Source organism: Microbacterium sp. MYb62 (genome assembly GCF_002979475.1).
Classification (GTDB): Bacteria; Actinomycetota; Actinomycetes; order Actinomycetales; family Microbacteriaceae; genus Microbacterium.
Genome location: NZ_PCOY01000018.1, coordinates 1 through 13,938, shown reverse-complemented (window position 1 = coordinate 13,938; position 13,938 = coordinate 1). Strand labels below are relative to the sequence as shown.

Annotated in this window: 13 protein-coding genes; 11 read left to right on the top strand and 2 right to left on the bottom strand. The window is 70.6% G+C overall.

What is annotated here, in order from left to right; genetic code table 11:
- Positions 1–179 precede the first annotated feature (179 nt).
- Positions 180–1,328, bottom strand: coding sequence for a M20/M25/M40 family metallo-hydrolase (locus CQ042_RS15355; RefSeq protein ID WP_105671329.1), 1,149 nt, complete (start codon positions 1,326–1,328; stop codon positions 180–182).
- A gap of 93 nt (positions 1,329–1,421) precedes the next feature.
- Between CQ042_RS15355 and CQ042_RS15350 the strand changes: the two genes are divergently transcribed.
- The 11 genes from CQ042_RS15350 (at position 1,422) to CQ042_RS15300 (ending at position 13,293) form a co-directional block, all read left to right on the top strand.
- On the top strand, positions 1,422–2,207 hold the full coding sequence (locus CQ042_RS15350) for a GNAT family N-acetyltransferase (RefSeq protein WP_146115414.1): 786 nt from the start codon (positions 1,422–1,424) through the stop codon (positions 2,205–2,207).
- Positions 2,204–2,893, top strand: a complete 690-nt coding sequence (locus CQ042_RS15345; protein ID WP_105671327.1) for a MurR/RpiR family transcriptional regulator — start codon at positions 2,204–2,206, stop codon at positions 2,891–2,893. Before CQ042_RS15350 ends, CQ042_RS15345 begins: the two co-directional genes overlap by 4 nt.
- A complete protein-coding gene (menC, locus tag CQ042_RS15340; protein ID WP_105671326.1) occupies positions 2,890–4,038 on the top strand; it encodes an o-succinylbenzoate synthase in 1,149 nt (382 codons plus the stop codon). Before CQ042_RS15345 ends, menC begins: the two co-directional genes overlap by 4 nt.
- The gene (locus CQ042_RS15335; RefSeq protein WP_258132271.1) at positions 4,031–4,954 is read left to right on the top strand and encodes an aminotransferase class IV; all 924 of its coding nucleotides are present in this window, start codon (positions 4,031–4,033) and stop codon (positions 4,952–4,954) included. Before menC ends, CQ042_RS15335 begins: the two co-directional genes overlap by 8 nt.
- A gap of 18 nt (positions 4,955–4,972) precedes the next feature.
- Positions 4,973–6,067, top strand: a complete 1,095-nt coding sequence (locus tag CQ042_RS15330) for a dipeptidase (RefSeq protein WP_105671325.1) — start codon at positions 4,973–4,975, stop codon at positions 6,065–6,067.
- Entirely contained in the window at positions 6,064–6,777 is a 714-nt protein-coding gene (locus tag CQ042_RS15325; protein WP_105671324.1) for a type 1 glutamine amidotransferase, read from the top strand. Before CQ042_RS15330 ends, CQ042_RS15325 begins: the two co-directional genes overlap by 4 nt.
- The gene (locus tag CQ042_RS15320) at positions 6,774–8,294 is read left to right on the top strand and encodes a serine hydrolase (protein ID WP_105671323.1); all 1,521 of its coding nucleotides are present in this window, start codon (positions 6,774–6,776) and stop codon (positions 8,292–8,294) included. The genes CQ042_RS15325 and CQ042_RS15320 overlap by 4 nt, the downstream gene beginning before the upstream one ends.
- A gap of 98 nt (positions 8,295–8,392) precedes the next feature.
- Positions 8,393–10,006 carry an ABC transporter substrate-binding protein gene (locus tag CQ042_RS15315; protein ID WP_105671322.1) on the top strand — a complete coding sequence of 538 codons (1,614 nt, stop codon included), beginning with the start codon at positions 8,393–8,395 and terminating at the stop codon, positions 10,004–10,006.
- A 28-nt stretch (positions 10,007–10,034) separates the two neighbouring features.
- Positions 10,035–10,979, top strand: coding sequence for an ABC transporter permease (locus CQ042_RS15310; protein ID WP_258132270.1), 945 nt, complete (start codon positions 10,035–10,037; stop codon positions 10,977–10,979).
- Positions 10,976–11,788 (top strand): ABC transporter permease, encoded by an 813-nt coding sequence (locus CQ042_RS15305; RefSeq protein ID WP_105671320.1) that lies wholly within the window; start codon positions 10,976–10,978, stop codon positions 11,786–11,788. Before CQ042_RS15310 ends, CQ042_RS15305 begins: the two co-directional genes overlap by 4 nt.
- Entirely contained in the window at positions 11,785–13,293 is a 1,509-nt protein-coding gene (locus CQ042_RS15300; RefSeq protein WP_105671319.1) for an ABC transporter ATP-binding protein, read from the top strand. Before CQ042_RS15305 ends, CQ042_RS15300 begins: the two co-directional genes overlap by 4 nt.
- 25 nt (positions 13,294–13,318) lie before the next feature.
- Here the strand turns inward: CQ042_RS15300 and CQ042_RS15295 are convergent.
- The coding region (locus CQ042_RS15295) for a pentapeptide repeat-containing protein (protein ID WP_105671318.1) at positions 13,319–13,938 on the bottom strand (620 nt) is incomplete at its 5' end.

Here is a 13,938-nt window from a genome sequence, read left to right as displayed (position 1 = left end):
AAGAAATTTCGCACGCCGGCGTGTCGACACTCGCTGAGTTCTGGGCGTAACAGTCCGGAAACATGCGGATGAAAGGATGCGCCCGCCGTGTGCGACGAGGGCGGACCGGGATCGTTCGGTCGGAGATCCGGAACGTATCCCTCGCATCGCCCCTCAGTGTGCGAACGGGAATCGTATCCTCACTCCGCGGGGATGGTCAGCACGGCACGCAGGAGCTCGATGCGCTCTGCGAGGGAGGAAAACAGGAAATGCTCGTCCACCGCATGCGCGCCGCCGCCACGGGGTCCGAAGCCGTCGACCGTCGGCAGTCCGAGGGCACCCAGCAGGTTGGTGTCGCCCGCGCCGGCCGCCGGGCGTGCGTCGACATGCTGCCCGATGGCTGCGGCCGTCCGCGCGATGCGCTCGACGAGGGCGGCGTCCTGCGTGGACGCCTCCCAGGCCGGGCGGGCGCTGAGCACTTCCACGGCGATCTCTGCGCCGGGGCGGATCGGCTGCAGCGCGGCGAGCGCGCCCATCACCCGTTCTTCGGTGCCCGCATCCGTGAAGCGGAGGCCGATCTCGGCCCGTGCGTGGGCGGGGATCACGTTCGCGCGCGCTCCGCCCGAGACCGTCCCGACATTGCACAGCACGGGGCCCGGCAGGCCGGGGTCTGCGACGATCTCGCGGACGCGCATCAGCTGATCGACGAGCTCGTCCACAGCGGACACGCCGTGCTCCGGGTCGAGTGCGGCATGGGCCGCGCGACCGGTCGCGGCGATCTCGACCCGCGCGCTGCCACGGCGTCCGACCTTGAGGGCGCCGTCCGGGTGCGGCGACTCGAAACCGATGGCGGCCGCGGCGCCGCGAGCCCGGTCGGCGAGCAGTGGCCCGGATTCGGGCGAGCCGACCTCCTCATCGGCGACCAGGACGACGCGCACCGCCCTGCGGCGTTCGGGAGGAACGGCCTGGAGCCGTCGCAGCGCCTCGAGCATCACCACGATCCCGGCTTTCATGTCGTAGGCGCCGGGTCCGCGCACGACGTCGCCGTGGTGGGACCAGGGCAGGGCGCCTCCGAGGGTTCCCGTCGGCCAGACGGTGTCGGTGTGACCGATGAGGAGGTACGGATCCCCGGAGCCGGCGACGTCGATGACGAGGTCTGTCCCGGCCGCGGTGGGCACCTGTGTCACCGTGCCGCCGACGCCCTCGAACCAGTCGGTGAGGAGAACGGCGATCGCGCGGCTCGCCACGGTGTCGTGGGTCGGTGTCTCCAACGCCACGAGTTCGCGCACGAGTGCGATGATGTCGTCTGAAGAGTGGTCCGCTCCGGGAGCTGCCGCGAAAGTGGTCACAGTTACGAACCGTATCTGCCTCTTGATTGGCGTGCAACCCGCCGATAACATCGCTCCCAGCCGCATATCTCGTTCGATCTTAGGAAACGTATCGTGCCTCATTCTTCGGTGGCCGCCGACGCGGGCGTCGGCTACGACTGCCGCGAACTGACCCAGTACACCGAGTTCCGCGAGGCTGCGGCGCTCTATGCACGGGTCTTCGCGTACACCGAGCAGGAGTATGCCCTCAACGCGAATCTCCTCACAGCCCTCGCGCGGAACGGGGGCTCCGCCATCGGGGCGTTCACGGATGACGGCGGGCTCATCGGCTTCGCATACGGCTTCGCGGGCTGTGATGCGAGCGGAGCCCACTTCCACTATTCGCAGGCGGCCGCGGTGGATGCCGCACAGCAGGGGCGCGGGGTGGGGCAGGCGCTCAAGCTCGCCCAACGCGACGTCGCCCTCCGGTGGGGACAGCAATCCATGCGCTGGACTTTCGATCCGCTGCTGTCACGGAACGCGCACTTCAATCTCAGCTCGCTCGGCGCGGTCGGCATCGCGTACGAACGCGACTACTACGCCCGGCCGGACACCGACCGACTCGTGGTCTCGTGGAATCTGGTCGAGGCCGGATCCGGTGCGCCACGATCGGACCGTCCCTCGCCGCCGCCGCTCGGCAGGGGGGATTGGGGGCGTGTCGTGCGCGCCCACGACGCCGACTGGATCGCGATCCCCGCCCGCCAGGAGGAGCTCGATGCGAGCGAGCGCTCGGCGCTGAGACGCCGGCTGGAAGGCGCCATGACAGACGTCTTCCGAAGGGGCGACGTGCTGGTGGCGGCCTCGCGCATCGACGAGCACACCGCGGTCTACCGCGCGACATCAGGGAAGGTCACCGCATGAGCGACCAGCAGCACGAGGATCGCGAGCTCGTCTCGCCGCGCGACCGCTTCGGCGAGCGCATCCGCACGAATCTCTCGGCGGAGAGCATCCAGGCGCGCATCATCGAGACGGAGCTGCGCACGCTCGCCCTCACCTTCGAGGAACTGAGCGCCTCGGCTCAGGTTCCGCAGGCCGCGGCGCTGCTGCTGGGCGCGCGGCGCCGCTACGTCGCGGGCGAGGGCAAGGCCGCAGCGTATGCGCAGCTGCTGAACGCCGACCTGTCCGCGACGCTGTCCAACGTCTTCCTCGTCGACGGGCACGCGCTGCAGCCGCTGACCGTGCTCACCGATGTCCGGGCCTCGGATGTGCTCATCGCCTTCTCGCTCCGGCGCTATCGGGAGGAGACGGTGCGACTCGGTCGGCTGTTCCGCGAGGCGGGTGGTCAGCTCGTGGTGATCACCGACAGTGAGGATGCTCCGCTCGCACCGCTCGCGACATCCCTGATCCGCGTGCGTACGGGATCGGCGTCCTATGCGGATTCGCCGACGCCGGTCGCCGCCGTCTGCCACCTGCTGAGTGCGCTGACGACCGCGAGTGCGAAGGGCGCCCGCCGTCGGCTGGCCGAGCGAGACCGACTCGTCGCGCGGCTCGGTCTCTACAGCTCGGATCCGTCGCGGCCCGATGTCGAGGGGCAGGCGGAGACGTGAGGGTCACCCGGGTCCGGCTGTTCGCGCTGCGTCAGGAGTTGCGGCACAGCTTCGAGACCAGCTCGCATCGCAAATCGGGGATCGAGCATCTCCTCGTCGAGGTCACCGACGAGGACGGGCGGTGCGGCTGGGGCGAGATCGCCACACCCAGCGACCCGTATTTCGGGGCAGAGACCACGGCGACGGCGTGGGACATCGCCACCCGGTATCTCGTTCCCGCCCTCCTCGGTGCGGAGGGTGACGAGCCCGCTGAACTGGAGGCGACCTGGGCGCGTGTGCGCGGACACGAGTTCGCCAGAGCAGGTTTCTCCGGTGCCGTGTGGGACCTCTTCTCCCGGCGCCGGGGCATTGCCCTCGCTACGGCGCTCGGCGGAACCCGCGACGAGGTCGTGGCCGGGGTCTCGCTCGGAATCGAGCCGTCGATCGACGAGCTTCTCAGCCAGGTGGAGCTTCAGCGTGCCGCGGGCTATCCCCGCGTGAAGCTCAAGATCGCCCCGGGGTGGGATGTGGAGCCGGTGCGGGCGGTGCGGGACGCGCATCCCGACCTCGACCTCCACGTGGATGCGAACGGGGCCTACCCCGATGACGACGATTCCGCGGCCGTGTTCGCGCAGCTCGACACCCAGGGCCTGACGATGATCGAGCAGCCGTTCGCGCCGCGGGAGCTGGTCGCGCACGCGGCGCTCCAGGCCCGGATCGGAACCGCCGTGTGCCTGGATGAGTCGGTCGTCGCGCTCGGCGACCTGCGCACGATGATCCGGCTCCGGGCCGGGCGCATCCTCAACATCAAGGTGTCGCGCATGGGAGGGCTCACGGTAGCGAAGGCGGCTCACGACCTCGCCGTCGAGGCGGGTATCCCCGTCTGGTGCGGGGGCATGCACGAGTTCGGCGTCGGTCGTGCGGCGAACGTCGCCATCTCGGCGCTGCCCGGGTTCCTCCTCCCGTCGGATGTCTCCGGTTCCGACAAGTACTACGTCGACGACATCGTCGCCCCGGCCGTCACCGCGGTGGAGGGGCGGGTGCAGGTTCCACACGGACCGGGTATCGGCCACGACGTCCTGGTCGAGCGGATCGAACGGGGAGCTTCCCGCACCTATGATTCCGCCGACGTCGCCGTCCGAGACGCCGCGTTCACGCGTGGCTGACCTGCCCGCCCTGGAGAGGACCGTCATGCGTGCGCTGCTGCTCTTCCGCCTCGACCTGTCGGGGGCATCCCCTCTCGAGGGGAGCATCCACCCGGTCGACCCCCGCGAGCCGATCATCCGAGCGACGGACCTCGGCGTCAACCGCGGCGACGGCGTCTTCGAGACCGCGGTCGTCCGCGGCGGGAGGCCCCAGGCGCTCGAGGCCCATCTGACGCGTTTCGAGCGCTCGGCCGCACTGATGGAGCTGCCGGCTCCCCGGCGCGAGCTGTGGCGCACGGCGGTGCTCCGGGCTGCGGCGGCGGCATCGACCCCCGGGCTGCTGGAGGAAGGGGAGATCGCGTCGATCAAGTTCGTCATGACCCGCGGCGACGAGTACGACGCCGCAGGACCGACCGGATGGGTGCTCGGGTTCGCCGGCAGCGACCCCTCCGCCGTCCGTATGAGCGGCATCCGCGTCGTCGTGCTGGATCGCGGGTACCGGCACGACGTGATGCAGACCTCGCCCTGGCTGCTGCAGGGGGCGAAGTCTCTCGCCTATGCGGTGAATCAGGCGGCGCTCCGGGAAGCGGCGCGGCGCGGCGCGGACGACGTCGTGTTCGTGACCGGCGACGGCTTCGTGCTGGAGGGGCCGCGCTCGACGCTGATCGCCCGTATCGGCGGCGAGCTCGTCACACCGCCTGCGGAACTCGGCGTCCTTCCCGGCACGACCCAGGCCGATGCGTTCGCCGGGATCACCGACGTCCCGACGCGGATCGGCGTGCTCCTGCGCGACGATCTGGAACGAGCGGATGCGCTGTGGCTGTGCTCCAGCACGCGCGGCGCGGTGCCGGTGCGGCAGCTCGACGGCGCGGAGCGGCTCATCGACCATGCCCTGACCGCGCGGATGAACGCGGTGCTGGACGCACGCGAGGACTGAGAGGAAGGTGCAGGACGGATGCTCGACAGGGTGATCGACGGACACAACGACCTGGCATGGGCGAGCAGGTCGCTGCTCGGCTACGACGTGGACCGGCTCGCGGGTGACGTGCCGTCGACGCAGACCGACCTTCCCCGGCTGGCGATCGGCGGGGTGGGCGGACAGTTCTGGTCGGTGTGGGTCGACCCCGTGCTGCAGGGGGCCGAACAGGTCGTGGGGACCCTGGAGCAGATCGACTTCGTGCACCGGCTGGTCGACGCGCATCCCGGACGCTTCGCCTTCACCCGGACCGCAGCGGATGTGCGCGCGGCGATGGGGGAGGGACGGATCGCCTCGCTGATCGGCATCGAAGGCGGTGATCAGATCGGAGGCTCGCTCGCCGTGCTGCGGCAGTACGCCCGGCTGGGTGCGCGATACATGACTCTCACCTGGTCGCGCACGATCGGCTGGGCGGACTCCGCCACCGACGACGCGCGTCATGGAGGCCTCTCCGTGTTCGGGCGCGAGGTGGTGCGGGAGATGAACCGCATCGGGGTCGTCGTCGATCTCGCCCATGTGGCTCCGAACACCATGCGTCACGCCCTTCGGGAGACGACCCGTCCCGTGATGGTCAGCCATTCCGGCGCGCTCGCCCTGTGCGATCATCCGCGCAACGTCCCCGACGACGTGCTCGCCGCGATCGGTGCTCAGGGGGGTGTCGTGATGGTCGCCTTCGTGCCGACCTTCGTCTCGCAGGCGCGCCGCGACTGGTGGGTCGCCGGCGGTGAGGGTGATGCGCCCCGGGTGGGCGTGAGCGACGTCGCCGATCACCTCGATCACATTCGACGAGTGGCCGGACCGCACGCCGTCGGCATCGGGGCGGATTTCGACGGCGCCGACCCGATGCCGGACGGCCTCGGCGACGTCGCCGGCTACCCGGCGCTCTTCGCGGAGCTGCGGACGCGGAAGTGGTCGGAGGCCGATCTCGTCGCCCTCGCGCACGAGAACGTGCTCCGGGTCCTCGAGGCCTCGGATCGGGATCACGAGTCCTTCCTCGCCGGCCGCGCGGCGCCGCCCACGGCCGCCGCGCTGGTGCCCGCCGTCGATGCGTCGACACGGGAGGGGGCACTGTGAGCCCGCGCGTGCTGGTCGTGGTCAACTCCGCGAGCTCGGGACCGCGACGCCTCGAGGCCTGGCTCGTCGAGCGGGACATCGCGGTCGATGCGGTCGTCGGGGCGGAGCAGGAGATCCCGACCACTCTCGAAGGCTATGCCGGGCTGGTGCTCCTCGGCGGCGGTCTGATGCCGGATGAGGACGACCGCGCGCCCTGGCTAGTGGCAGAGCGCGCGCTCGCCGCCGAGGCCATCGATCGCGATCTGCCGACGCTCGGCATCTGTCTGGGCGGCCAGGTGCTCGCACATGTCGCGGGGGGAGAGGTGAAGGCGAAGACCGGTCCCGTCGAGCGCGGGGCGACACCCATCCATCCGACCGCATCAGGGCGGGAGGACGCGGTGATCGCGACGCTCGGCGATGGCGCCCCCATGATCGAGAACCATCAGGACATGATCACGCGCCTGCCTCCGCAGGCCGTACTGCTGGCCTTCAGCGACGCGATCGAGAATCAGGCCTTCCGGCTCGGCCGACACGTGCGTGGCGTGCAGTTCCACCCCGAGGCGTCGGCGGCCGATCTCGCGCGCTGGGATGACGCGGCACTGCGCGGTGAGGGGCGATCACTGGCGGAGCTCATCCGTGCCGCGGAAGACGTGGACGTCCGCAACACGGAGGTCAGTCGCGCTCTCGTCGATGCCTTCGCGGACGAGGTCCTCGTCGGGGATCGCGGATGAGCGCAGGATCGCGCCGGATCACCGTGGCGACGGCGGAGGAGGTGCTCGCACGCGGGCTGGATGCCCGGGCCCGCCGCAGCGCGCCCGCCGCGATCGCCGCCGTGTGCGAGCGCGGCGAGGTGCGTGGTGTACGCACCGACGGGCACCCGCGAGGCGATGACACGAGGACCGGCCGGGACACCGTCTTCCGGATCGCATCGATGTCGAAGAGCTTCCTCGCCGCCACCGTGCTGGCACTGCGCGACAGGGGCGACTTCGACCTCCACGCCCCGATCACCGCGTACCTCCCCGCCGTACGCGCCGGCCACCGGGGGGCGGATGCCGTGCTCACCGGCGACCTGCTGCTCTCCAACCGTTCGGGGCTCGGGGAGGACAACGCCTGGGCCGACCGCAATCTGGGGGCGTCCAGGGCGGAGATCGCCGCGCTGTTCGCCGACGGGGTGCGGCTCTCCTCCGCGCCGGGAACGACCTACCAGTACTCCAACCTCGGACAGTCGCTGCTCGGCGCGGCGGTCGAGGCCGTCACCGGCCGGGCTGTCGAAGACGTGGTGCGCGAGATGCTCCTCGAGCCGCTGGGAATGACCAGGACCGCTCACTCGGCCGACGGCTACCCGTACGAGAGTCTCGCCGGCGGGTTCCGCACGTTCGACGACGGTGCGAGCTTCCACCCGGAGCCCTATGTCAGAACCGGGGCATTGGGATGCATCGGCAGCATGTTCAGCACCGTGGACGACATCGCCACCTGGATGTGGTTCCTCGGCTCGGCATTCACCGACCGTCCGCTCGCCCCGCACGTGCTCGCCCCCTCCTCCCGGATCGAGATGCAGCAGCCCCGCACGCCGATCGACGTGCCGTCAGGGATGTTCGATGGCCGCGACCTCGCAGGGGCCGGCTACGGGTACGGACTCTTCGTGGAGGAGGACCGGCGGTTCGGGCGCATCGTGCAGCACTCCGGGGGTCTGCCCGGCTTCTCCTCCCACATGCGCTGGCACACGGCGACAGGGGTCGGTGTCGTGGCCTTCGGGAACTCCGACGAGTTCGGCGCACGACGCGTGGCCGGCACGGCGCTGCACGAGGCGCTCGATCGCATCGACGCGCCCTCGGCCCTGGTGCAGCCGTGGCCGGAGACGGTGTCCGCGGCTCGGGCGATCGATACCGCGATCCTGCAGGGGCGCCCCTCCGCCGAGTACCCGTCTCTGGCCGCTCACGTCCACGACGACGTGCCGCCGGGTATCCGCGACGCCCGACTCGCCGCTCATGTCGCGACGATCGGCGGCGTGCGGCCCGGGCAGAAGCCCTTCGCAGAGCGGGTGATCTCCGCCGCCACCGAGGCCGAGCTGCGCTGGCGGATCTCCGGCGAGCGCGCGGACCTGCGGGTGGAGGTGCGCCTGGTGGGAGTGCCGCGTCCGTGCGTGCAGGGCCTGGCAGTCTCCGTCATCGCGCACGGGGAGACGCGGACGACGGAGGAGATCCCGTCGGCCGCCGACCGGCATCGCATCGAGCTCGTGGGGGAGTGAGAGCAAGCGGAACGGGAGACGCCTCTTTTCGACCGAGTCCAAGAAATCACCCTAGACTGGTCGCATCCCGAATCGTCCTTTCTTCCCGAGGAATAATCATGCCCGCACATCCCGCGCGTCGTCTGCTGCCCTTCACCGCGCTCGCCGCGTCAGCCGCTCTCCTGCTCAGCGCCTGCGCCGCTCCAGGGTCGGAAGGCGAGGGCGGCGGTGAGCTGGTCTGGTCCATCGAAGGAGCGAACCTCTCGGCCGGGCACATGGACCCGCAGGTCAGCCAGCTCGACGTCTCCGGCCTCGTGCAGCGTGCGGTGCTCGACTCGCTGGTGTTCCAGGAAGCGGACGGAACCTTCGTCCCCTGGCTCGCGAAGGAGTGGACCGTGTCGCCCGACAGCACCGAGTACACCTTCACGCTCCGCGACGACGTGACCTTCACCGACGGCGAGAAGTTCGACGCGGCGGCGGTCAAGGCGAACTTCGACCGCATCGTCGACCCCGAGACGGCGTCCGCCCAGGCAGCCAGCATGCTCGGTGCCGACTTCTACAAGGGCACCGAGGTCGTCGACGAGCACACGGTCACGGTGACCTTCACGCAGCCGTACGCCCCGTTCCTGCAGGCGGCGAGCACCCCGCAGCTCGGCTTCTACTCGCCCGCGGTCCTGGAGAAGTCGGCGGACAAGCTCAAGGCGGGTGGGCCGGACATCACGGTCGGCACCGGGCCCTTCGAGCTGACCGAGTACACACCGGACCAAGAGATCGTCTACACCCGCAACGACGACTACGCCTGGGGCCCGCACGACGAGACGGCTCCGAAGTTCGAGACACTGCGCGTCGAGATCCAGCCGGAAGCGGCAGTCCGCACCGGTGTGGTGAAGAGCGGGGAGGCCGATCTCGCCAGCAACATCCCGCCGAACCTCGCGAAGGACCTCGGCGACGGCATCACGGTCGATTCGATCGAATACCCCGGCCTGCCGTACTCGCTGTACCTGAACGAGAAGTACGGGCTGTTCGCCGATGAGAAGGTGCGTCAGGCTTTCGCCCGCGGCATCGACATCGACGCCGCGGTGGAGGAGATCTACTTCGGTCAGTTCCCCCGCGCCTGGAGCATCCTCGGGTCGACGACGCCGGGCTACGACGCATCGCTCGAGGGCAGCTGGCCGTTCGACCAGGACGCCGCGAACGCACTCCTCGACGAGGCGGGATGGACCGCCCGCGACGCCGACGGCATCCGGATGAAGGACGGCAAGCGGCTCTCGGTGCGATGGATCGCCTGGACGCCCGTTCCCGACGACCGCGCGGCCCTCGCCAACGCGATCCAGTCCGACCTGAAGGCCATCGGCTTCGAGGTCGAGCGCGAGGTGCTCGAGCCCGGCGCCTACAACGAGCAGTACGAGCCGAAGACGTTCGACCTGACCGACTGGGGCTTCTCGGGCGTCGACCCCGATCTGCTGCGCAGCCACCTGCACACCGACGGCTTCCAGAACGCATCGCAGGTGAGCGATCCCGAGATCGACAGCCTGCTCGAGGAGGCCGTCGCGACCAGCGACCAGGGCAAGCGCGACGAGCTCTACACCCAGTTGCAGCAGTGGAACGCCCAGTACACGGCGATCGTGCCGCTGTACAGCCCGTCGGCGATCACCGCGGTCGGCGAGCGCATCGAGGGACTGCAGTACGACCTGTACGGTCGGCCGCTGTTCTACGATGTGACCGTCGGCTGAACCGCCGGCTGAGCGGAGGGCACGAGTGGTGACGGCTGCTCTCGTCCGTATCGCCGGCCTCGCCGCATCCGTCGTCATCGTGCTCTGGGGAGCGGCGACCGTCGCCTTCCTCGCGTTCCGTGTGATCCCGGGAGACCCGGTGTCGGTGATGCTCGGCCCCCAGGCGCAGGTGAGCGAAGCGGTCAAAGACGGGATCCGAGCCGACCTCGGCCTGGACAGACCGCCCGTCGAGCAGTACCTCGGCTTCCTCGGACGACTCGCCCGGGGAGACCTGGGCGAGTCGTATCAGCTGCGCATGCCGGTGTCCGAGGTGATCGGCAGACAGCTCGGTGCCACGCTGCAGCTCTCGGTCCTCGCCCTCCTGATCGCCGTGGTCCTCGCGTTCGCCGTGGCGGTGCTCGTCCGCGGGCAGGCGGGGCGTGCAGTCGCCGCCGGCGTGGAACTCGTGGTGCTGTCGTCTCCGGTGTTCTGGATCGGTCTCGTCCTGCTCAGCGTCTTCGCCTTCGGGCTCGGCTGGTTCCCGGTGTCCGGCGCGCGGAACCCCGCGACTCTCGTCCTTCCCGCGATCACGCTCGCGCTCCCGGTCGCCGCGCTGCTCAGCCAGGTGCTGCGCGACGGACTGTCGCAGGCGGAGCGGATGCCGTTCGCCGAGACCGTGCGCGCCCGCGGTGCGAGCCCCTCCTGGTTCACGCTGCGGCACGGCCTGCGGCATGGCGCGGCATCCGCCGTAACGCTGGCCGCATACCTCACGGGTTCCGTCCTCGGCGGCGCCGTGCTCGTGGAGACCGTGTTCGCGCGTCCCGGGCTCGGGCGGGTCACCCTCGCGGCGATCAGCGACCGAGACCTGCCGGTGATCACGGGCATCATCCTGCTGAGCGCCCTGGTCTTCGTCGTGGTGAACCTCCTCGTCGAGCTCGTGCATCCGCTGATCGATCCGCGCGTCAGGGCCGCACGGTCCGGAGGCGTCCGATGAGGCGCGCGCAGCGGGTCCTGCTGTGGGGCGCCGTCGTCGCCCTCGCCGTGATCGCCTTCGCAGCGCTCTGGCCCTCCGTCCTCGCCACGCACGACCCGCTCCAGACCGACGTCCGTTCGGCACTGCTGCCCCCGAGCGCCGAGAACCTGTTCGGCACCGACCAGAGCGGCCGAGACGTGTACTCCCGCGTCGTGTACGGAGCAGGACGGTCCCTGGGCATCGGTCTGCTCGCCACCGGAGTCGCACTCGCGCTGGGGCTGGTGATCGGCGCTCTCGCGGGAGTCGCGCCACGGGGCGTCGACACCACCGTGATGCGGGTGAACGACGTGCTGATGGCGTTCCCCGAGTTCCTCGTCGCGCTCGTCGTCGTCGCAGTGCTCGGCCCCGGTCCGGTGAACATCGCGATCGCGGTGACGCTGGCGGCCGTGCCCGTGTACATCCGGCTCGCGAGGGTGCAGACGCAGACCCTCCGCGTCGCCGAACACGTCGAGGCTGCGCGCATCCTCGGCGTGCCGCGGGGGAAGGCATTCCTGCGCCACGTGGCTCCCGGCGTGCTCGGCGCGCTGAGCGTGCTGGCGACGATCGGCATCGGGTCGAGCATCCTGGCGGCCGCGGGGCTCAGCTTCCTCGGGCTGGGGCCGTCGGAGCCGACACCGGAATGGGGACTGATGCTCGCCGGGGGGCGCAACGTGCTCGGGCAGGCGTGGTGGATCTCGGTGTTCCCCGGCGTCGCGATCACGCTCACCGTCGTGTCGGCGACGGTGGTCGGGCGGATCCTGCGGGCGCGCGCGGACGGGAGCACGTCATGAGCGCGGCGCTCGAGGTGCGGGGACTGCGGATCGCCTTCGGGGCGGAGCGCGTCGTCGACGATGTGGGCTTCACGGTCGACGCCGGGGAATGCGTCGCGATCGTCGGCGAGTCCGGTGCGGGCAAGTCGCTCACGGCGCGTGCCCTCCTCGGACTCACGCCTCCCGGCGCCGAGGTCGCGGTCGATGCCCTGGTGATCGACGGAACCGATGGCGCTGCACTGTCCGAGCGCGGATGGCGGACTCTCCGTGGTGCGCGCATCGGCCTCGTCTCGCAGGACGCACTGGTCTCGCTCGACCCGCTGCGCCGCATCGGTGCGGAGGTGGCGGAGCCGCTGCGTCTGCACGGAATCGTCCGTGGGCGTGTGGCGCGGGACGCGCAGGTGAGAGACCTCCTGCAACGGGTGTGGATGCCGGACGCGCCGCGCCGCGCCCGGCAGCATCCCCATGAGTTGTCCGGTGGCCTGCGACAGCGCGCCCTGATCGCATCCGCGATCGCCGCGGCTCCCGCCGTCCTGGTGGCGGACGAGCCGACCACCGCGCTGGACGCGACGGTGCAGGCCCGGATCCTCCGACTGCTGCGTGAGATCGCGGATGCGGGGACGGCACTCGTCTTCATCAGTCATGACTTCGCGGCGGTCCGACGGCTCGCCGACCGCGTGCTGGTGATGAAGGACGGGGTGGTCGTCGAGTCCGGTTCCGTGAGGGACGTGCTCGAGAGCCCGCAGCACGAGTACACGCGGCAGCTGATCGCGGCGACGATCCACGAACCTCGGACCACCGTGCCGAAGGACTCGTCTCCCTTGCTCGTGGCCGCCGAGGTCTCGAAGAGCTTCGACGCTGTGCCCGCCGTGGTCGAGGCGTCGTTCACGGTGGCGGAGGGGACGACGCTCGGCATCGTGGGGGAGTCGGGGTCGGGGAAGACGACGCTCGCGCGGATGATCGTCGGAGTCGACGCACCGGACGCCGGCTCGCTGCGCTGGTCCGGCCAGCGGCGCGTGCAGCTGGTGCATCAGAACCCGCTCGGCGCCTTCGACCCGCGGTGGACGATCGGCCGCTCGCTGCGGGAGGCGCTCGAGGCCGCCGGGGTGCCCCGGCAGGAGCGGGCCGCGCAGGTCGCCGAGCTCCTCGCGGAAGTCGGACTCGCCGCCGAACTCGCCGAGCGGCGTCCGAGCGCGCTCTCGGGTGGGCAGCGGCAGCGGGCCGCGATCGCCAGGGCGCTGGCGGCCGACCCCGAGGTCCTGGTGCTCGACGAACCGGTGTCGGCACTCGACCCCTCGGTGCGCGAGCGGGTGCTGCGACTCCTGGCCCGTCTGCAGCAGGAGCGGCAGCTGACCATGATCCTGGTGTCGCACGATCTGGATGTGGTCGGCGCCGTCGCCGACGAGGTGCTCGTGATGCAGGATGGTCGCATCGTCGAGCAGGGCGCCACCGCCGATGTGTTCGCGGCGCCGCAGCATCCGTTCACCCGGGAGCTGCTGGACGCGAGCGCTTCTGCCCGTCCGTGATCTCCCGCCAGCGCGTGAGCCGCGGTCAGTCCTTGATCTGGATGCCGATTCCGGCCGCGATCGTCGCGGCGAGCTGCTGCACCTGGAACGACGTGAGCGTGGCACCACGGAGGCTGTGGGCGTCGAGGTAGGCCATGGCGTCGAGTCCGCGTAGATCGAGGTCTTTCGCGCGCATGCCCCGCGGGTCGACCTCGTCGCTCGACGTGGCGGTGAACCGCACACGGGTGAGCTCGGCCTGCGGCATGTCGATCGTGCGGATGGCGCATCCGGAGATGTCGAGGTCGGTCACCTTCGCCGCGCCGAGGTTGAGGTAGTCGATCCGCACGTCCCGAAGCTCGAGCTCCGAGATGCGGGCCTCGCTGAGGTCGAGCGTGCCGATGCGGCCCCCGACGATCCGCACCCGGCGCACTCCGGCATCGCGCATGCGGAGGGACGCGATGCGCGCACCGGACATGTCGACGTCGACGACCGTCGCGCCGGTGAGGTCGACGGATTCGGCGTCGGCGCTCACGACGCACTGCTCGAGCGTCGCGTAGGCGAGATCGACCGTACCGGTGAGATCGAGTTCGGCGGCGATGAGGTCGATGCTGCGGGCAGGGCTCGCCGGCTCGAATGCGGGCGGCAGATCGGGGGCGGTGATGCGTG

What these genes read in the sequence shown, in the direction of transcription:
- CQ042_RS15320 (WP_105671323.1), top strand. Translation starts at nt 6,774, where the DNA reads ATGAGCGCAGGATCGCGCCGGATCACCGTGGCGACGGCGGAGGAGGTG.
- CQ042_RS15300 (WP_105671319.1), top strand. Translation starts at nt 11,785, where the DNA reads ATGAGCGCGGCGCTCGAGGTGCGGGGACTGCGGATCGCCTTCGGGGCG.
- CQ042_RS15315 (WP_105671322.1), top strand. Translation starts at nt 8,393, where the DNA reads ATGCCCGCACATCCCGCGCGTCGTCTGCTGCCCTTCACCGCGCTCGCC.
- CQ042_RS15330 (WP_105671325.1), top strand. Translation starts at nt 4,973, where the DNA reads ATGCTCGACAGGGTGATCGACGGACACAACGACCTGGCATGGGCGAGC.
- CQ042_RS15305 (WP_105671320.1), top strand. Translation starts at nt 10,976, where the DNA reads ATGAGGCGCGCGCAGCGGGTCCTGCTGTGGGGCGCCGTCGTCGCCCTC.
- CQ042_RS15345 (WP_105671327.1), top strand. Translation starts at nt 2,204, where the DNA reads ATGAGCGACCAGCAGCACGAGGATCGCGAGCTCGTCTCGCCGCGCGAC.